Source organism: Sinomonas sp. ASV486 (assembly GCF_030908215.1).
Lineage (GTDB): Bacteria > Actinomycetota > Actinomycetes > Actinomycetales > Micrococcaceae > Sinomonas > Sinomonas puerhi.
The window spans coordinates 151,583-170,745 of the sequence record NZ_JAVFJK010000010.1; the positions used below are offsets into that span (position 1 = coordinate 151,583).

Consider the following 19,163-nt stretch of genomic DNA (forward strand, 5'->3'; position numbering starts at 1 on the left):
GCCTACGCTTCTCCTCTGATCATCCGGATGAAAAGTTCATGGATCCGTGTCTCGCCGGTCACCTCGGGGTGGAAGGATGTGGCGAGAAGCCGTCCAGAACGCACTGCCACAATTCTAGACCTGCCGCCAAGCGCCGCCGTGTGTGACGCGTGTGAGGGGTCCACTTCGGCGAGGACCTCGACGTCCGGGCCGACCCGCTCGACCCACGGACCCCGGATGAAGACGGCGTGGACCGGGCCACCGGTCTGGTCCACCTCCTTGAAGTCGAGGTCCGTCTCGAAGGACTCGCGCTGACGGCCGAAGGCGTTGCGCCGCACCGTGATGTCGAGGCCTCCGAAGGACTCCTGGGGGCACCCGGAGAGGTCTTGGGTCGGATCCGCGATCTCATCGGCGAGGAGGATCATGCCGGCGCAGGATCCGTAGACCGGGAATCCCGCACGGATCTTGGCGCGCAGCGGCTCGGTGATGCCGAAGGCGCGAGCCAGCTTGTCGATGGTCGTCGACTCTCCGCCCGGGATCACGAGTCCATCGAGGCCCTCGAGCTCCTCGGGCCGGCGAACCTTCACGGCGCGCGCCCCCGCATGGGCCAGTGCGGCGATGTGCTCGCGCACGTCGCCCTGGAGTGCGAGCACGCCGACGACGGGCGCGCCCGAAGGCGGTGCGGTCTGGAGCGCGGACGGTGGAGCGTTCAAAGTCACCGTGACAGTCTAGTCGCGGCCCGCCAGCCACCCGCATCGGTGCCCCTCGTGCCCGAGAGCGTCGGAGGCCGCCGGTAGCATGGACCGCAGACCTTCGTAGACGACAGATGAGGACAGCACTATGTGCGGAATCGCCGGATACTACGGCGCTGGGCTCGACGACTCGATCCTGAAGGAGATGAACGCCTGCATCGTGCACCGAGGGCCCGACGGCGAGGGGTACTTCTCGGAGGGAAGCGTCGGTCTGGCGCACCGGCGGCTCGCGATCGTCGACGTCGCGCACGGCCAGGAGCCGATGATCAGCGCGGACGGCGAGACAGTGCTCGTCTACAACGGCGAGGTCTACAACTACCGTGAGCTCCGCGCAGAGCTCGAGGGGCTCGGGCGCGTCTTCCGCACGGCGTCCGACACCGAGGTCGTCCTCCAGGCCTACGAACAGTGGGGCAGCGAGGCGTTCGACCGCTTCAACGGGATGTTCGGCCTCGCGCTGTTCGACCGCCGCCGCAACCAGCTCGTCCTGGTCCGCGACCACTTCGGGATCAAGCCGCTCTACTGGGCCAACGCGGGCACGGAGCACGAGCCACGGCTCCTCTTCGCCTCCGAGATCAAGCCCATCCTCGCGACAGGCCTCATCGAGGCCAGGCCGAACGAGCGGATCCTCTACCGCTACCTCCAGTACCGCATCCACGACGACACCGAGGAGACCTTCTTCGACGGCGTCCGGAAGCTCCTCCCGGGCGAGATGATGACGGTCGACCTGGCCACTGGACGCTTCCGCATCGCGCCCTACACCCGCCTGCGTGAGGAGCTCGCCGAGCTGGCGAAGGTCAACGCCCACTACACGCCGGGCGTCGTGGACGAGTACCGCCGCCGCTTCACCGAGGCCATCCGCCTGCGCCTCAACTCCGAGGTGCCTGTCGGCAGCGCGCTCTCGGGCGGCCTCGATTCGTCGGCCGTCGTCGTGACGATCAACCGCCTCATGCAGGAGAAGGCGGACGGACTCGAGGCTGTCGGCACGAAGCAGAACACGTTCAGCGCGGTGTTCCCGAACGCCATCAACGACGAGGAGGCGTACGCCGACGCCGCGATCGCGGTGTGCAGTGGGAACATCGAGGCGCACAAGATCAAGCCCACCCCCGAGGGCTTCGACGCCGACCTCGTAGACTTCGTCCGCACCATGGAGGAGCCCATCATCTCCTCGGGCCCCTACGCGCAGTACTGCGTCATGAAGGAGGCGTCCAAGCACGTCACGGTGCTCCTCGACGGCCAGGGCGCGGACGAGATGATGGCCGGCTACATCCCGTACTACTTCGCGTACCTGCGCCAGCTCAAGGCCTCCGGCGACTATGCGACGCTCGCCAAGGAGTCGTCGTCGAGCGTCGACATCTTCTACCGGCTCGGCCGCTTCCGCCTGCGGGGAATGGCGAGCGGCAAGAAGGCCGTCTCAATGGGGTCGCTCCTGAAGAAGTCGTGGGCGGGGCAGTTCTCGGGCGAGTCGTTCGGGAACATCCCGGCGAACCTCAAGGCACGCCTCATCGATGACCTCTTCGTGAAGTCGCTGCCCTCGCTCCTGCGCTACGAGGACAAGAACACTATGCGCTTCTCGCTCGAGGGCCGCGTGCCGTTCCTCGACAAGGAAGTGGTCAAGTACCTGTTCTCGCTCTCGGACGAGGCGATCATCAAGGAGGGCTGGAACAAGCGCGTGCTCCGCGACGCGACACGCGGCCTGCTGCCGGAGATGATCAGCAACCGGCGCAACAAGATCGGCTTCACCACCCCGGAGGCGGAGTGGTTCAAGCTCATGAAGGAGCGCCTCTACAAGATCTTCATGTCCAACTCGTTCTACTCACGCCCGTACTGGGACCGCGAGCAGGTGCTCACCGCGTTCGAGGAGTACCTCAACGGCAAGAACGACGCCGACACGATGATCTTCTGGCGCCTGCTGAACGTCGAGCTCTGGCTGCGCGAATTCATCGACAAGGACGAGACCCCGGCGGACGTCAAGGCCAACAAGAGCGATTACGAGGCCAACCCCGGCAAGGAACTCGACATCGCCTCGAACGGCTCGGTGTTCCGGCGCTACCCGCTCCAGACGGGCGTCTTCGCCAAGGACACGGACCTCTCCCCGGCTGTGGCGTCGTACGTCAAGCGGTTCTTCGACGGGCTCCCGAGTGCGCCCGAGGAGGCGCGCACCGCCGTCGACGGTTCGAAGTGGTACCTGCTCGTGAGCGAGAAGATCGTCGCGATCACACAGGGCCGCTCCTTCCCCGTGTGGGAGATCAACGTCACCCCCGCCGCACGCGTGCTCTCGAAGTTCGTGACCCGGACGCCTGCGGGGATCGGCCTCGGGAGCCCGTGGTCGATGCAGATCGCGATCAACGAGGTCGGGCTGCCCCTCATCGCCAAGGCGGCCGCGGCGTCGGTCGTGGGCAAGCTGCAGGGCAAGACCGGCGTCTTCTACGACGTCGTGGGCCACAACATCAACGCGATCGACGGCGCCACGCCGTACAGCCTCGGCGCGGCGAGCAACTCGGTGAAGCTCGCACCCAAGGATCCCGACGGCGTTGCACGCGCCCTGAGTGCGGCCGTGCGGGCCGCACTGCCGGACGGAGCCTCGGCGTCCTTCGGCGGCACCGCAGTCATGGACGCGAACGACCTCGGCGTCGTCGTCATGGGCCACGACACGGACCTGCCGAAGGAGACCATCGCCGGCATGTTCAAGGACAACCCGCAGGGCCAGGGCTCCCAGGCCACCCCGATGTCGCTCGTGTTCACGCAGAGCTGATTCAACCGCAGGCAGGCGTCGCGGTAGCCGCGCTTCGGTGGCCCCGGGCAGTCCTTGCCCGGGGCCACCTCTCATGAAAGGCTCCTTTCATGACAAATCCGCTCCTGGCACCGAGTTCCCTCCCCTACGGACTCCCTGCCTTTGCAGAGGTCCGCGACGAGCACTACGCCGAGGCGGTCCGGGCCGGCCTCGCCGAGCACCTGCGGGAGATCGAGGCCATCACCTCGTCCGGCGAGGCACCGGACTTCAACAACACGGCCGCCGCCATGGAGCGGTCCGGTGCGCTCCTGGCCAGGGCCGTCGCGGCATTCATGAACGCAGTGTCATCCCATGGCACCGACGGCATCCGAGCGCTCGAGACGGAGCTCATGCCCGAACTCTCCGCGCACGACGACGCGGTCCACCTCAACCGGGCCCTCTACGAGCGTTTCGCAGCGATCGCCGTGGACGGCCTCGACGACGAGTCCGCGCGCCTCGTCTCGGAGTGGCTCGCGGCGTTCCGGAGGTCCGGCGTCACGCTCGACGACGCCGGCCAGCAGCGACTGCGCGGGATCAATGCCGAGCTCTCGCGCCTCGGCACCGAGTACGGCCAGCGCGTGGCGAAGGGGATCAATGACGCCGCGATCCTCGTGACCGACGAGGCCGAGCTCGCAGGCATGCCCGAGGACGATCGCGCCTCCGCGGCTCAGGCAGCCCGGGCCGCAGGCCACGAGTCGGGGTGGCTCCTCACCTTCATCCAGCCGACCAGCCAGCCACACCTCTCCGTTCTCGAGAACCGTGCCCTGCGCCGACGGATCTTCGAGGCCTCGGTGAGTCGCGGCAGTTCGGGCGGCCCCACGGACGTCCTCGGGCTCGCGACCGACATGGCCGGCCTGAGGGCCGAGAAGGCCGAGGTCCTGGGGTTCGCGGACTTCGCGGAGCTCGCCATAGATGACCAGACCGCTCCGTCCATCGCGGCGGTCAGGGAGATGCTGGGCCGTCTGGCGCTCGCCGCGGTCCGGAATGCCGCCGCCGAGGCCGAGGTGCTGACCGAGGCTGCAGGGCACGCGCTCGAACCATGGGACTGGGAGTTCTACTCCTCAAAGGTCCGGCGGGAGAAGTATGCGCTGGATGAGCAGGCCCTCCGCCCGTACTTGGACCTGGACCGCGTCCTCGCCGATGGGGTTTTCCACGCCGCCGGGGAGCTCTTCGGCCTGACCTTCCGCGAGCGGACCGACCTCGTCGGGTACCACGAGGACGTGCGCGTCTGGGAGGTCATGGACGCCGACGGCTCGGGCCTCGGGCTGTTCCTCGGAGACTACTTCGCGCGGCCCACGAAGCGGGGCGGAGCGTGGATGAACTCACTCTCCGATCAATCGCGGCTGCTCGGTCTCGCTCCGGTCATCGTCAACAACCTCAACATTCCGAAGCCCGCGCCCGGCGAGCCTGCACTCCTGACCCTTGACGAGCTCCGGACCGTCTTCCACGAGTTCGGCCACGCGCTCCACGGGCTCCTCTCCGATGTCGAGTACCCACGGTTCTCGGGCACGAATGTTCCCCGTGACTTCGTCGAGTACCCGTCACAGGTCAACGAGATGTGGATGTTTGCGTCCGGGGTCGTGGACCACTACGCGCGGCACCACAAGACCGGGGAGCCGCTCCCCGGCGAGGATCTCGAGCGCCTCGAAGCAGCCAGGCTCTGGGGAGAGGGCTTCGCCACCACGGAGTACCTCGGTGCGTCCCTGCTCGACCTCGCCTGGCACACCCTCCGCCTCGGCGAGGATGCAGGCGACGCCCTGGCCTTCGAGGCGAAGGCTCTGGCTGACGCCGGTATCGCGGTGCCTCTTGTGCCGCCCCGGTACCGCACGGGCTACTTCCAGCACATCTTCGCGGGCGGCTGGTACGCGGCCGGCTACTGGTCCTATATCTGGAGCGAGGTCCTGGACGCGGACACGGTCGAGTGGTTCCGGGAGAACGGGGGCCTCACGCGGGCCAACGGCGAGACCTTCCGGCGCGAGCTGCTCTCGCGCGGCAACTCGCGTGATCCACTCGCCTCATTCCGGGCGTTCCGCGGCCGGGACGCGGACATCGAACCGCTCATTGCGAGGCGTGGGCTCGCCTGACGCGTCCAAGCTGGCGCCGATGGATCCGGACTCGGGCGCGTGGGCGCGCAGCACGTCTGGCAGATACGGTCCTTCGCCCCTGCCCTTCGCCGCGGCGGTGAGCGAGAGTGGAAGCGACGTGCGAGGAGGAGCCATGCATGTGTTCAAGGACAGGACCGAGGCTGGCAGGGAGCTCGCCCACGCGCTCTCCTCGTTCCGCGGGCCCAACACCGTGGTGCTCGGCCTTCCGCGTGGTGGAGTGCCCGTCGCGTTCGAAGTCGCCGTCGCGCTGGACGCTCCACTCGACGTGATCGTGGTCCGCAAGCTCGGCGTGCCCTTCCAGCAAGAACTCGCTATGGGAGCCATCGGAGAGAATGGCGTGCGTGTGATCGACGAACGGGTCAGGTCGCTCTCGGGAGTGACCGAGCGCGAATTCGCTCTCGTCGAGCGGCGCGAGCGCGAGGTCCTCGAAGCCCGCGTCGCCCAGATCAGGGCCGTCAGGGCGCCGGAAGACCTCCATGGCAAGACGGCCATCGTCGTCGACGACGGGATCGCCACGGGTTCCACCGCACGTGTCGCGTGCACGATCGCGCGCGGTCTCGGCGCTGCAAGGGTTGTCCTCGCGGTCCCGGTGGCCCCGAAGGACGCCATCGGGGACTTCCCGGAAGCCGACGAGGTCGTGTGCCTCACGACGCCGTCGCCGTTCCGCGCCGTCGGCCGCTTCTACAGCGATTTCTCTGCAACGAGCGACGACGACGTGCTGCACCTGATCGACGCTGCAGCACGCCGCCCGGCCGCTGCCTCGCCCCTGAGGGAGCCCGCTCCCCGGCACGAGGACGTGCTCATTCCGGTAGACGGGGTAACGCTCCAGGGAAGCCTGCTCCTGCCGGCGACGGCCGGCGTCGTCGTCTTCGCGCATGGCAGCGGCAGCAGTCGGCACAGTCCCCGCAACCGCGCAGTGGCCCGCGTGCTACAGAACGCCGGGCTCGGAACGCTCCTGCTGGATCTCCTCTCCCCCGCCGAGGAGCTCGAGAGGCGGGCGGTGTTCGACATCGAGCTCCTCGCCTCACGGCTCACCGAGGCGACGGACTGGCTCCGGGCAGGGCCCGCGGGCCTGTCAAGGCCGGTCGGCTACTTCGGGGCGAGCACTGGGGCCGCGGCCGCACTGTGGGCGGCGGCCGAGCCGGGTGCGCGCATCGACGCGGTGGTCTCCCGAGGCGGACGCCCCGACCTCGCTATCCGGAGGCTCGGCGCCGTTCAGGCGCCGACTCTCCTCATCGTCGGCGGGGCTGACCTCCAGGTTCTCGAGCTGAACCGCGAAGCCGCCAGGTACCTGACCTGTCCGAACCGTCTGGAGATCGTCCCGCGGGCGACGCACCTCTTCGAGGAGCCCGGGGCGCTCGACGCCGTGGCTCGCCTTGCGCGGGACTGGTTCACCGAGCATCTGGGCGGCGGCGCGAACCCCGGGGCCGCACCCGACGAGGCCTGAGTAGCGCGCTGAGATCATGTCTGATGCGCCGCGACATACGCGACGAGGCCGCCGAACGTCGCGACCTGCGGATAGTCCCGCTCGGGGACGTCCACTGCGGTGGCCTTCGAGATCTGCTCGATGAGGCGAAGGAAGTCCAGCGAGTCGAGGTCGAGGTCCTGGCGTAGGCGGTCGGCGTCGTCGATCTCGTCCGGCTCGAGCTCGGGGGCGATCTCGCGCAGCGCGGCGACGACCGCAGAGCGCGGGTCCAAGGATGTCATAGCTCCTCCGGGGTGAGCAGGAGTTCCTGAATACGGGTCAGGTAGCGTCCGCCGCCGAGCCCGTCGCTCACGCGATGGTCGGCGGAGAGGGTCGCGGTGACGGTGGGGCGCACGCCGATCATCCCGTTCTCGGCCCAGGGACGCTCGACGACACGTCCGAAGCCGACCATGGCGACCTGCGGCGGGACGATGACCCCGAAGACGGATTCGACGCCGAGGTCCCCAAGACTCGTGACCGTGATGGTTGCGTCCGCCATCTCCGCTCGGAGCAGATGGCCGGCCCGCGCCCGTGCCACGAGGTCGCGCAGCGCCTCCATGAGCTCGTCGACAGACAGCATGTTGGCATCATGCAGGGCGGGGGCCACGAGCCCGCCTCCGCGCAGGGCCACGGCGACGCCGAGGTGCACGCTCTGACTCGGAGCAAAGGCACCGTCAGTCCAGAAGCCGTTCATCCCAGGCACCTCATGGGCTGCCACCGCGGCGGCCTTGAGCAGGAACGCGGCCGGGACAAGGCGCTCAGCCACGGAGCGAGTGAGGTTCCGCTCCTGCATGACGGCTGCCGTCCGGGCCAAGTCGATCGTCGTGCTGAGGTAGTAGTGCGGAATCGTCGCCTTGGACTTCGCCATGAGGGTTCCAAGCGCCGCCCGGATCGTCGCGGCCTTGTCCGGTGACGGCTGGGAACCGATGTGACTCGATGGCACCACCGCCGGCTTGCCGGTCTCTGCGGCCGACGGCGGCACCTCCTCGGTTGCGGAGCGCGGACCGGGGGCCGCCGCGCCAGCTGTTTCGGCGGCTGCCCTCCGAACGTCGGCTTCGGACACACTGCCCATCTGGCCGGTGCCGACAACGCCTTCCAGATCGATCCCGAGCCGGGCGGCGAGGCGTCGGGCCAGTGGAGACGACCGCACGCGGTGCGCCCCAGCGACGGCTGGCGGCGCCTCGGCGTGTTCCCGCGGCGCGAGCCTGTTCGCGAACGGCGCTTCCGAGGACGGCTCTCGCGGCGTCGGCTGTTCTTGCGGCGCCTCGGCTGGCGGCGTCGGCTCTTCCTGCGGCGCCTCGGCTGGCAGCGCTTCGGCGTGTTCCGACGGCGCCTCGGCTGGCCGCGTCGGTCCGACCTCGGGCTGGTCTGCACCCGTGCCGAGCCGCAGGATAGGCGTGCCCACCGCAACGGTCTCTCCGAGATCCACGAGGTACTCCCCAACCACGCCGTCCTCGAACGACTCGACATCCATGACGGTCTTGTCGGTGTCCACGACGGCGATGAGGTCCCCCCGGTGCACGGTGTCCCCGGGGTGGACGAGCCACTCGACAACCTTGCCGTGCTCCATGTCCGCTCCGAGCGAGGGCATCGTCAGCTCATGCACGGGCCGACACCACCTCGAGCGCCGCAGAGACAACCCGTGCGGCCGAGGGCAGGGCGGCCTCCTCGAGGTGCTTCGCATAGGGCATGGGCACCTCCGCGCCGCAGACACGGGCCACGGGGGCATCGAGATCGTAGAACGCCGTCTCCGCGATGCGTGCGCTGATCTCGCCCGCGAGGCTGCCGCTACGCCACGCCTCGTCGACGATGACCGCACGGTGGGTGCGCGCGACGCTCGCGAGGATCGTCTCCTCATCAAGCGGGCGCAGAACGCGCAGGTCGACGACCTCCGCGCTGACACCCTGGCGGGCGAGCTGTTCCGCGGCGTCGAGCGTGAGCGGGAGCGTGCCCCCGTACGTGATGAGGCTGATGTCGGTCCCCGAGCGGCGCACGGCCGCGCGGTCAATCCCGACAGGCCCCGCGGCGTCGTCGAGCTCTCCCTCGGCGCCGTAGAGCGAGCCGTGCTCGAACAGCAGGACCGGATCGGGGTCCTCGAGGGCAGTCCAGAGCATGCCACGGGCGTCTTCGAGCGTGGCCGGCGCGAGGATCTTCAGGCCCGGGATGTGGGCATACCACCCCTCGAGGCTGTGTGAGTGCTGGGCCCCAAGCTGCCGGCCCGCGCCCGTGGTCATGCGGATCACGATCGGCACGTTGAACTGGCCGCCGGACATGTGCAGGAGCGACGCGGCGCTGTTCACGATCTGGTCTAGGGCGAGGAGGCTGAAATTGACCGTCATGATCTCGACGATGGGCCGCATCCCGCCGAGCGCCGCACCGATTCCGGCCCCAACGAAGCCCGACTCGGAGAGCGGCGTGTCCCGGACGCGGGCGGGACCGAACTCCTCGAGCAGGCCGAGGCTCACGGCGAAGCAGCCGCCGTACGCGCCGACGTCCTCGCCCATCAGGAAGACGCGCTGGTCGCGCTGGAGCGCGTCCCGCAGCGCGGCGCGCATGGCTTCCCGATACGTGAGCTTCATGGCGTGCGCCCCTCGCTGTAGACGAAGCGGGTGAGCTCCTCGAGCGGTTCGAGGGTGCCCTGCTCGGCGAACGCGACAGCGTCGTCGACCTCGTCGTCGACCTCGCTCGCGAGCTGGGCCCAAGTCTCGTCGTCGAGGTGCCCGGCGTCGGCCAGCGCCCCGCGGAGCTGGGGAATGGGGTCGCGCTTCATCCACGCGGCGACCTCGGCCTTCTCGCGGTACCGCTCCGGATCGAACATCGAGTGCGCGCGGAAGCGGTACGTCCTCAGTTCGAGGAAGTATGGACCACCGCCACCCCTTACGGCGTCGACCGCGCGGTGAGCTGCATCGGCCACCGCGAGGGCGTCCATGCCGTCGACCTCCCAGGCCGGGACTCCATAGGCCGCCGCCTTGAGCGCAAGGTCCGTCTGGGACTCCGAGCGCGTCAGCGCCGTCCCCATCGCGTAGAGGTTGTTCTCGCAGCAGAACAGGACGGGGAGGCGCCACAGCGCGGCGAGGTTCATGCTCTCGTGAAATTCGCCCTCCGCCATGGCGCCCTCGCCGAAGAAACACGCGGTCACTCGATCGCGGCCCTGCATCGCATCGGCGAGGGCGAGCCCGACGGCGAGCGGGAGCCCGCCGGCCACGATCGCGTTGCCGCCGTAGAAGCGCGTCCCAGCATCGAAGAGGTGCATCGAACCCCCACGTCCGCGGCTGCAGCCCTCCGCCTTCCCGTACATTTCCGCCATGAGGCGCCGCGCCGAGACGCCCCGCAGCAGCGCGTGGCCATGCTCGCGATACGTTGCGACCACGGCGTCGTCCGGGCCGAGCGCGTTCATGACGCCAGCCACGACGGCCTCCTCGCCGATCGAAACATGCAGGAAACCGCGGATCTTCTGCTCGGTGTAGAGGCGCACGCACGTCTCTTCAAGGCGCCGTACGCGCAGCATAGCCCTCAGGAGACCCACGGCTGCCTCGGGGTCGGCCTCGAGGAGATCGAGAGAAAGCGCGGTGGTCATGGCCGGACCTCGAGCGTCGAGAGGTCGCCCTCTGGCAGGCCGAGTTCGCGGGCCTTGAGGAGGCGGCGCAGCACTTTGCCGCTGCGCGTGTGCGGGAGCGCCGGGACGAACGCGACCTCGCGCGGTGCCACGGCGGCGCCCAGCCGGCGTCGTGCGAATCCGATGATGTCCAGGCGCGTCTCGTCGGTGGGCTCATGGCTGGCGCGGAGCTCCACGAACGCCTTGACCATCTCTCCGGCCACCGGGTCGGGGACCCCGATGACGCCCGCCTCGGCAACCGCGGGGTGCTCCATGAGGGCGCTCTCCACCTCGAACGGCCCGATGAGGTGCCCCGAGGACTTGATGACGTCGTCGCCGCGGCCCACGAACCAGAAGTACCCGTCGGCGTCGCGCGTCGCGAGGTCGCCGCTGAGGTACCACCCGCCCGCGAAGCATCTCTGGTAGCGCTCCTCCTCGTGGAGGTAGCCGCGGAACATCGAGGGCCACCCCGGGCGTAGGGCGAGCTCTCCGACGCCCCCGGGCTCCGAGACCGGCACGGCCTGACCGTCGCGGAGCACCGGCCGATCGTCGGCGCCGCGCTCGAGAATGGTCGCCTCGACCCCCGGCAGGGGCTTCCCCATCGATCCCGGCCGGATGTCCATGGCTGCGTAGTTGGAGATCATGATGCCGCCGGTCTCCGTCTGCCACCAGTTGTCGTGGATCGGCAGGCCCAGGGCCTCCTGCCCCCACGGCACAACCTCAGGATTGAGCGGCTCACCGACGCTCGCCACGAAGCGCAGGGCGCTCAGGTCGTGTCCGCTCGCGCGCTCGGCGCCGGCCTTCATGTGCATGCGCAGCGCCGTCGGTGCCGTGTACCAGACGTTGACGCGCTGCTCCGCGAGGATCCTGTACCAGCGGTCCACGTCGAGCTCTTCCTCATCGACGATCGTGGTGACCCCGTGCACCAGCGGGGCGATGATCCCGTACGAGGTGCCGGTGACCCAACCGGGGTCCGCGGTGCACCAGTAGACGTCGTCGGGGTGGAGGTCGAGGGCGAAGCGCCCCGTGGCCCAGTGGGCGACGACCGCCTCATGGACGTGCAGCGCGCCCTTGGGCGTGCCCGTGGTGCCGCTCGTGAAGTGCAGGAGCGCGTAGTCGCTCGGCAGGGTCCGCGCTGCCTCGGCATGCGAGGACGCGGCGCGCATTAGCTCTGAGAAGTCGAGCGTATCCGGCTCCGGCGCGCCGTCGGCGTCCACGAGGAGGACGTGCCGCAGCTCGGGCAGGTCGCCGCGGAGGGCCGCGACCTTCTTCCGGTACAGCGAGCGGGTCGTCACGAGGACGCGGCCCCCACCGAGCCCCAGCCGCTGGCGCACGGGGTCGGGACCGAAGGCCGAGAACAGAGGGCAGAACACGCTTCCCGCCTTGAGGGTTCCGAGGACCGCCGCGTACAGCTCGGGCCGACGCCCGAGGAGCGAGAAGACCCTCTCTCCCGGGCCGACGCCGAGGCTTCGCAGGAGGTTGGCGAAACGGTTCACCTGGGCGGCCAGATCGGCGTAGGTGAGGGACGTGACGCCCCCGTCCCCGCGCACGAAGCGCAGGGCCTCGTGGGTTGCGCGCGGGCCGGCCGCGTGGCGGTCGACGGCCTCGTGGGCGATATTGAGCCCGCCTCCCGGGAGTCCGGACAGCGCGCTGCGTGCGTCCTCCCAGCGGAACACTGCGCGCTCTGCGTCGTAGTCCGCGAGATGCGGCTCCACGGCCAGGGCGCCGAGGTCTTTATGGATCACCGGCCATGCCGTGCCCGATCGGGTTTCTGCGCTCACGCCTCCATCACACGCCGAGCACCCGATGCGGCCCAGTGCCGAAAGTCCCCGACCGCCACGTTCACGCCGTCCACAGGGCGCGCCTCAGCGAACCAGCCCGCGAACGACGGCGGCCCCCCCCCGAGCGGTGGAAGTGCGGGCCGCCCGGGTGGGCCCCCCGCGGAGGGTCAGGCCGGAATCACCAGCCGCGTGCTGCTACCGCCAGCGCTTACCAGCCGCGCTCGGCGAGGCGGTGCGGGGCCGGAATGTCGTCCACATTGATGCCGACCATGGCCTCGCCCAGGCCGCGGGAGACCTTGGCGATCATGTCGGGGTCGTCGAAGAAGGTCGTAGCCTTGACGACGGCCGCTGCGCGCTCGGCGGGGTTGCCGGACTTGAAGATACCGGAGCCGACGAACACGCCGTCGGCGCCGAGCTGCATCATCATCGCCGCGTCCGCGGGGGTCGCGATGCCGCCGGCGGTGAAGAGCACGACGGGGAGCTTGCCGGTCTCGGCGATCTCCTTGACGAGCTCGAACGGGGCCTGGAGCTCCTTGGCCGCCACGTAGAGCTCGTCCTCGGCCATCGTGGTCAGGCGCTTGATCTCGGCCCGGATCTTACGCATGTGGGTGGTCGCGTTGGAGACGTCGCCGGTGCCCGCCTCGCCCTTGGAGCGGATCATCGCCGCGCCCTCGTTGATGCGACGCAGCGCCTCGCCGAGGTTCGTCGCACCGCACACGAACGGCACGGTGAACTTCCACTTGTCGATGTGGTTCTCGTAGTCGGCCGGGGTCAGGACCTCGGACTCGTCGATGTAGTCCACGCCGAGGGACTGCAGGACCTGCGCCTCGACAAAGTGGCCGATGCGGGCCTTCGCCATGACCGGGATCGAGACAGCCTCGATGATCGAGTCGATCATGTCCGGATCGGACATGCGGGACACGCCGCCCTGGGCGCGGATGTCAGCAGGGACACGCTCGAGCGCCATGACAGCGACGGCACCGGCATCCTCGGCGATCTTCGCCTGCTCGACGTTGACGACGTCCATGATGACGCCGCCCTTGAGCATCTCGGCCATGCCGCGCTTGACACGGTTGCTGCCAGTCGTGGGAGCCGAGGCGTTTGCTTCAGTAGACACGTACTCGTCTTTCTTGTCGCGCGAACAGCTTGAAAAAGCTTGAAAACGTCTGTGGGGACACCCCAGTCTATCCCCGGCGGGGAGGCCATGTGACTGGTATGACTCCCAACCTCCGGAAGGCCTCTCAGGACATCTGCACAGGCTCAGGCGGCGCCGGGTGAATCGGCCTGGGACCGCACTGTGAGGACACGCTGGCACACCGTCACGATGCTCGCGGCGGCGAGGAGCGCGAGCGTGGCCGTGAGGAAGGGCACCGGCAGGCCGAGTCCCACGAGTCCCGTCACGACGAGGGTGGACACGAGCCGCTCAGCCCGTTCGGCGATCCCGACATTTGCCGTGTACCCGAGGGACTCGGCCTTGGCGCGCGCATACGAGACGATGTTGCCCAGTGCGAGGCAGGCCAGGGCGAGTGAACCCGTGGCGAAGTCGTGGCCCGCTCCGAAGTACCAGAACGCGATCCCCGCGAACACCGCGCCGTCCTGGACCCGGTCGAGCGTCGAGTCGAGGAAACTCCCCCACCGGCCCGCGCGGTCCGCGAGGCGGGCCATGATGCCGTCGACTACATCGGAGAACACGAAGAGCGTGATGACGACGACGCCCCAGAACAGCTGCCCCAGAGGGAAGAGGATGAGGGCACCGAGCGAGACGCCCAGTGTGCCCGCTAGCGTGACGGCGTCGGGCGAGACGTGCAGGCGCAGGAGGAACGCGGCGACGGGTGTGAAGAGCCTTGTGAACGCGTTGCGCGCGTGCCTATTCAGCACCCGCTGCCGTCCCGTCCTCGGGCCAGGCCTCGGAGAGGATCCGGCGGGTCTCGTCAAGGGTCTGGGTGATCTGCTTCGTCTGGGCGATGATCGGCAGGAAGTTCCCGTCCCCGCCCCATCGGGGCACGATGTGCTGGTGGAGGTGAGAGGCGATCCCGGCCCCGCCGGCGTCGCCCTGGTTGATGCCGAGGTTGAACCCGTGGGGCCCGGAGACCTTGCGGATCACGCGCATGGCGGTCTGCGCGATCGCGGCCATCTCCGCGGTCTCCTCCGCCGTGATGTCCGTGTAGTCGGGCACATGACGGTAGGGGCACACGAGAAGGTGGCCCGGGTTGTAGGGGAACAGATTGAGGACGGCATAGGCTGTGCGGCCGCGGTGCACGATGAGGGACTCTTCGTCGCTTCGGCCCGGGGCCGCGCAGAACGGGCAGTCGTCCTGGTTGCGGAACTGGCCCTGCCCGCCCTTGACATAGGCCATGCGGTGCGGAGTCCACAGGCGCCCGAAGGCATCCGGCGCTCCGGGCAGCTCGAAGCCGTCCGTCACCTCGGCATCCATCGCGGCCTCGGAGCTGGCGCGCCGCTCACCGACGCCCGTGGACTCCGCCATGTCAGTTCGCCCTCGTGCGCACGGCCTCGACGATGCGCTCGATCGCCGTCTCGATCGGCACGCCGTTGTCCTGGCTGCCGTCGCGGAACCGGAACGAGACGGCGCCAGCCTCCGCGTCCTCGCCGCCCGCAATGAGGACGAACGGCACCTTCTCCTTGCTGGCCGTGCGGATCTTCTTCGGGAAGCGGTCGCTCGAGGCGTCCACCTCGGCACGGATCCCTTCCTTCCTGAGGCGATCCACGACGTCGTACAGGTAGTCGTTGAACGCCTCGGCGACAGGAACCGCCACGACCTGCACCGGCGCGAGCCACGCCGGGAACGCCCCCGCGTAGTGCTCCGTCAGGACGCCCATGAACCGCTCGATGGAGCCGAACTTGGCTGCGTGGATCATCACGGGCTCCTGGCGGGAGCCGTCCGCAGCCTGGTACTCGAGCCCGAAGCGCGCAGGCTGGTTGAAGTCGTACTGCACGGTCGACATCTGCCACGTGCGCCCAATCGCGTCGCGGGCCTGGACCGAGATCTTGGGCCCGTAGTAGGCGGCTCCGCCCGGATCCGGGACGAGCTCGAGGCCGGTCTCGAGGGCAACCCGCTCGAGGACGGCCGTCGCCTCCTCCCACTGCTCGTCCGTGCCGATGAACTTGTCCGACTCGGGGTCACGCGTGGACAGCTCGAGGTAGAAGTCATCGAGCCCGAAGTCCCGCAGGAGTGACAGGATGAAGTCGAGCAGGTGCTTGACCTCGCTGGGCGCCTGCTCCTTGGTCACGTAGGAGTGCGAATCGTCCTGGGCGAAGCCGCGCACGCGGGTCAGGCCGTGGACCACGCCGGACTTCTCGTAGCGGTACACGTGGCCGAACTCGAACAGCCGCATCGGGAGTTCGCGGTAGGAACGTCCGCGGGACCGGTAGATGAGGTTGTGCATGGGGCAGTTCATCGCCTTGAGGCGGTAGTCCTGGCCCGGCTTGGTGATGTTGCCGTCCTCGTCGCGCTCCTCGTCGACGTGCAGCGGCGGGAACATCGTGTCGGCGTAGTACGGGAGGTGGCCCGACGTGTGGAACAGCCCATCCTTCGAGATGTGCGGCGTCCCCACGTACTGGAAGCCCTCCTCGATGTGCCGGCGGCGGACGTAGTCCTCCATCTCGCGCTTGATGATCCCGCCCTTGGGATGGAACACCGGCAAGCCAGATCCGAGCTCGTCGGGGAAGGAGAAGAGGTCCAGCTCGGCGCCGAGCTTGCGGTGGTCGCGGCGCTCCGCCTCCGCGATGCGGTCCTGGTACTCCTTGAGCGCCTCCTTGGTCGGCCATGCCGTGCCGTAGATGCGCTGGAGTTGCTTGTTCTTCTCGGACCCGAGCCAATAGGCGGCCGCCGACCGGGTGAGCGCGAAAGCGTTCGAGATGAGCTTCGTGTTGGGCAGGTGCGGGCCGCGGCACAGATCGCACCAGACGACGTCGCCGCTCTTGCGTTCGATGTTGTCGTAGATGGTGATCTCGCCGGCGCCGACCTCGACGTTGGCGCCCTCCTTCGCGGCTCCCTCGGACTGGTTGTCCTTGGCCCCGAGGATGATGAGCTTGTACGGCTCGTTGGCCATGGCGGCGCCGGCCTCGACCTCGGTCACGACGCGGCGCCGGAACACCTGATTCTGGTTGACGATCTTGAGCATCATCTTCTCGAGGGCCCGCAGGTCCTCGGGCGTGAAGGGCTCGTCGACGTCGAAGTCGAAGTAGAAGCCGTCCTTGATGTACGGACCGATGCCGAGCTTCGCATCGGGGCGGAGCTGCTGGACCGCCTGGGCCATGACGTGGGCGGTCGAGTGACGCAGCACATTGAGCCCGTCCTCGCTCGCGATGTTGACGCCCTCGACCTGGGCACCTGCGGGGATCGGCTGGTCGAGGTCCTTGAGGACCCCGTCGACGCGCATGACGACGATCTCCCGCCGGCCGTCGAAGACCTCGGTTCCCGTGGTGCCCACCGTCACGGTGCTTGGCTCACCGTCGACGGTAATGGTGGTCTGCTGGGCATCTGACACGGGGTCTCCTCTTCATCTGTGCGGCTTCATAGCTTGTGGCGTACGGGGACCACAGCCAGCCACGGACAAGCCTAGCGGAAACGGGGTCCTGCCCCCGGTCACCGCCCGCGGGCGCCCATTCCCTGCCCCGCGCCCTCGAGTTCGAGCCGCAGCTGGCCCTCGCCAGGGGCGCCGTGAGGTGCCGGCCTCGCTGGCTCCGCGAGTCGCGCCAGCTGCGCGACGAGGTCTGCTCGGCTCTCCAGGTCTGCGGCGGCCCGGTACAGGGAATCGAAAGCACCGAGCTCGGCGAGCCGTCGCGTAGGTCCGTCGCGCAGCTGGGCGCGGACCCGGACGTCCGAAACCGATGCGTAGGGCTGATGCGCCACGAGCCGCTCCAGCTCGCGGCGCGATAGACCGCCGGTGCCCGTCAGGGGAGGCCGGACGCCCAGCTTCCCCGCGTCGGGCCCCGAGGCAATCCGCTCGATCTGGTAGGACTTCCGGCTCTCGTTGACGTCCAGGGGCAGGACAGGGACGCCCAAGCGCCGCGCCTCGGCGGAGAGGAGCCGCCCGGGTTCGGTCCCGCCGTCGTGCTCGGCGATCCCGGCCAGGTACGCCGCCGGATGGTGGGCCCTGAGCCAAGCGCACTGGGCATCAAGGACGGTGGAACCGCCCGCGGGCTCGGCGGCGTCCAGATCGATGACAGACCCCTCGACACGAGCGGCCTCCAGCGCAGCATGGGCGACGACACTCAGCCTGCGCTCGCCTCGGATCTCGATCGTGAGCAGGCCCAGACGCTCGATTTCCTCCCTGCCGAACTGGCTCACCGGCACACCCATCCCGCTCGGCTCCGCGGGGACGCGGTCCAAGAGGCTCGCGTCGCCGATGACCACGCCGAATGGCGCCGCGTCGGCGCGCCGTGGGCTGGGCACCTCGGGGGGCCGGCCGAGAAGTTCGGGCTGGCGGCCGCCTTCATCGGAGGCCGCGTCCTTTGGCCGGTCGTGGGACAGATCGCCGTCCCTGCCTCGGCCCTGTGCTCGCACGAGGACCACCCGGTCGGCACCGAAGTGCCTGGCGATGGTGCGATAGACGGTACGCAGTTGAGTGGTTTCCACGTCGAGGCCTAGCGCTGCTCCGGCCGCGAGGCCCCGCGCCCCGGTACCGCGCTCAGCGGAACGCAGCCCCGCGGTGCGCAGGAGATCCGCGACGGCGGCGACGGAGTCGGGGCCCGAGGGATCCGGGCCCGAGGGATCCGGTCCGGCTGTCCACCCGACATCGGACGCCGGGTCGAGCCGGCAGCGATCTGCGATGCGCTCGGTATTGGACAGGAGGTTCTCAAGGTCAGCCCCACGCAGGCCGGCTGCACCGATGAGCGCCGCGCCGATCTCCCGCATCGCGTCCGCGGGCTTGAACCACGCCTCCCCAGCCTCCTCGACGCACTGCACCGCGTTGCTCAGCACCGCGGGGACGCCGTGCTCGCTCGCGAGACGCAGCATCCGGACGGCTCGGGAGGTGCTCAGCGGCTCCCCGGGCGCGCTGAGGTGCGTGACAAGCTCGACGGCGAGTACCCCGGCCGGCATCGCGCGGGCCCATTCGCGGAACAGAGTCCGCGGACGCAGGAATTTCGGCCCGCCCATCGCCAGCCCCACGTCCGAATCCGGGCCCACGAGCACCGTCAGGACGGGCCTGCCGCTCTCGGGGTCGAGGCAGCGTGCGGCGAGCTCCGATCGCAGGACCCCCGCCGGCACCCGGCCTCCCGACCGAGCGGCGTTCCTTCCGCGAGTGTGCGCGTGCGCATCGGACACGAGCCGGCACAGAGCCCTCCACCCGGCCCCACCGTTAGCGCCGTGCGCGAGCACGACGACGCGCCCCGCCACGCCGGCCGACCCGCGGCTCGGTCTCCGGCCGCCCGCGTTTCCCCCACTCTCGCGCCCCTCGATGCTGCCGTGCTCCGCGCCGTCGGCCGCCGCGCTGTCCTGCTCCTCATGGAGCGGCCCGCCCTCCGGTTCCTCTGGCTCCGCAAGCACCGCGAGATCGACCCCGACGATCGGCGCCAGGCCCCGCTCGAGACAGGTTCCGACATGCTCGACTGCGCCGTACAGGCCATCGCGGTGGGTGCGTGCGAGCGCCGTCGCCCCGTCGGCGAGCGCCGCCTCGGCCAACTCTTCGGGCCCGGGACCGGAGCTGGGTGTGCCGGAGGAAGGCGACACATGCAGGTGTGTGAAGGGCAAG

General features: G+C 69.4%; 14 protein-coding genes. 3 read left to right on the forward strand and 11 right to left on the reverse strand.

Annotated features, from left to right (window positions below; all coding sequences use genetic code 11):
• Positions 1 to 2 precede the first annotated feature (2 nt).
• Positions 3 to 692, reverse strand: coding sequence for a pyridoxal 5'-phosphate synthase glutaminase subunit PdxT (gene pdxT / locus RBS60_RS14950; RefSeq protein ID WP_307958417.1), 690 nt, complete (start codon positions 690 to 692; stop codon positions 3 to 5).
• A 127-nt stretch (positions 693 to 819) separates the two neighbouring features.
• On the opposite strand from pdxT, the gene asnB reads away from it, so the two are divergent.
• The 3 genes from asnB (at position 820) to RBS60_RS14965 (ending at position 7,053) form a co-directional block, all read left to right on the forward strand.
• Entirely contained in the window at positions 820 to 3,483 is a 2,664-nt protein-coding gene (gene asnB / locus RBS60_RS14955; RefSeq protein WP_307958367.1) for an asparagine synthase (glutamine-hydrolyzing), read from the forward strand.
• An 89-nt stretch (positions 3,484 to 3,572) separates the two neighbouring features.
• Entirely contained in the window at positions 3,573 to 5,585 is a 2,013-nt protein-coding gene (locus tag RBS60_RS14960; RefSeq protein WP_307958368.1) for a M3 family metallopeptidase, read from the forward strand.
• A 133-nt stretch (positions 5,586 to 5,718) separates the two neighbouring features.
• Positions 5,719 to 7,053, forward strand: coding sequence for a phosphoribosyltransferase family protein (locus RBS60_RS14965; protein WP_307958369.1), 1,335 nt, complete (start codon positions 5,719 to 5,721; stop codon positions 7,051 to 7,053).
• Between the two features lie 14 nt (positions 7,054 to 7,067).
• Here the strand turns inward: RBS60_RS14965 and RBS60_RS14970 are convergent, their stop codons facing one another.
• The 10 genes from RBS60_RS14970 to RBS60_RS15015 all read right to left on the reverse strand — a co-directional run bounded on the left by RBS60_RS14970 (position 7,068) and on the right by RBS60_RS15015 (position 19,162).
• The gene (locus RBS60_RS14970) at positions 7,068 to 7,313 is read right to left on the reverse strand and encodes a phosphopantetheine-binding protein (protein ID WP_307958370.1); all 246 of its coding nucleotides are present in this window, start codon (positions 7,311 to 7,313) and stop codon (positions 7,068 to 7,070) included.
• Positions 7,310 to 8,677, reverse strand: coding sequence for a dihydrolipoamide acetyltransferase family protein (locus tag RBS60_RS14975; RefSeq protein ID WP_307958371.1), 1,368 nt, complete (start codon positions 8,675 to 8,677; stop codon positions 7,310 to 7,312). The genes RBS60_RS14970 and RBS60_RS14975 overlap by 4 nt, the downstream gene beginning before the upstream one ends.
• Positions 8,670 to 9,650, reverse strand: a complete 981-nt coding sequence (locus RBS60_RS14980) for an alpha-ketoacid dehydrogenase subunit beta (RefSeq protein ID WP_307958372.1) — start codon at positions 9,648 to 9,650, stop codon at positions 8,670 to 8,672. Before RBS60_RS14980 ends, RBS60_RS14975 begins: the two co-directional genes overlap by 8 nt.
• Positions 9,647 to 10,648, reverse strand: coding sequence for a pyruvate dehydrogenase (acetyl-transferring) E1 component subunit alpha (gene pdhA / locus RBS60_RS14985; protein WP_307958373.1), 1,002 nt, complete (start codon positions 10,646 to 10,648; stop codon positions 9,647 to 9,649). Before pdhA ends, RBS60_RS14980 begins: the two co-directional genes overlap by 4 nt.
• Positions 10,645 to 12,447, reverse strand: a complete 1,803-nt coding sequence (acsA, locus tag RBS60_RS14990; RefSeq protein WP_307958374.1) for an acetate--CoA ligase — start codon at positions 12,445 to 12,447, stop codon at positions 10,645 to 10,647. Before acsA ends, pdhA begins: the two co-directional genes overlap by 4 nt.
• Positions 12,448 to 12,655: 208 nt before the next feature.
• Positions 12,656 to 13,564, reverse strand: coding sequence for a pyridoxal 5'-phosphate synthase lyase subunit PdxS (pdxS, locus tag RBS60_RS14995; RefSeq protein ID WP_307958375.1), 909 nt, complete (start codon positions 13,562 to 13,564; stop codon positions 12,656 to 12,658).
• A gap of 143 nt (positions 13,565 to 13,707) precedes the next feature.
• The gene (gene pgsA, locus RBS60_RS15000) at positions 13,708 to 14,325 is read right to left on the reverse strand and encodes a phosphatidylinositol phosphate synthase (RefSeq protein ID WP_307958376.1); all 618 of its coding nucleotides are present in this window, start codon (positions 14,323 to 14,325) and stop codon (positions 13,708 to 13,710) included.
• The gene (locus RBS60_RS15005; RefSeq protein WP_307958377.1) at positions 14,315 to 14,932 is read right to left on the reverse strand and encodes an HIT domain-containing protein; all 618 of its coding nucleotides are present in this window, start codon (positions 14,930 to 14,932) and stop codon (positions 14,315 to 14,317) included. Before RBS60_RS15005 ends, pgsA begins: the two co-directional genes overlap by 11 nt.
• Position 14,933: 1 nt before the next feature.
• A complete protein-coding gene (gene thrS / locus RBS60_RS15010) occupies positions 14,934 to 16,955 on the reverse strand; it encodes a threonine--tRNA ligase (RefSeq protein ID WP_307958378.1) in 2,022 nt (673 codons plus the stop codon).
• A gap of 98 nt (positions 16,956 to 17,053) precedes the next feature.
• Positions 17,054 to 19,162, reverse strand: coding sequence for a hypothetical protein (locus tag RBS60_RS15015; RefSeq protein WP_307958379.1), 2,109 nt, complete (start codon positions 19,160 to 19,162; stop codon positions 17,054 to 17,056).
• Position 19,163 lies beyond the last annotated feature (1 nt).

Bases quoted from the DNA above. Each gene is read 5' to 3' on its own strand.
- RBS60_RS14965 (WP_307958369.1), top strand. From the start codon at position 5,719: ATGCATGTGTTCAAGGACAGGACCGAGGCTGGCAGGGAGCTCGCCCAC.
- asnB (WP_307958367.1), top strand. From the start codon at position 820: ATGTGCGGAATCGCCGGATACTACGGCGCTGGGCTCGACGACTCGATC.
- pdhA (WP_307958373.1), bottom strand. From the start codon at position 10,648: ATGACCACCGCGCTTTCTCTCGATCTCCTCGAGGCCGACCCCGAGGCA.
- RBS60_RS15005 (WP_307958377.1), bottom strand. From the start codon at position 14,932: ATGGCGGAGTCCACGGGCGTCGGTGAGCGGCGCGCCAGCTCCGAGGCC.
- RBS60_RS14980 (WP_307958372.1), bottom strand. From the start codon at position 9,650: ATGAAGCTCACGTATCGGGAAGCCATGCGCGCCGCGCTGCGGGACGCG.
- RBS60_RS14960 (WP_307958368.1), top strand. From the start codon at position 3,573: ATGACAAATCCGCTCCTGGCACCGAGTTCCCTCCCCTACGGACTCCCT.
- RBS60_RS14970 (WP_307958370.1), bottom strand. From the start codon at position 7,313: ATGACATCCTTGGACCCGCGCTCTGCGGTCGTCGCCGCGCTGCGCGAG.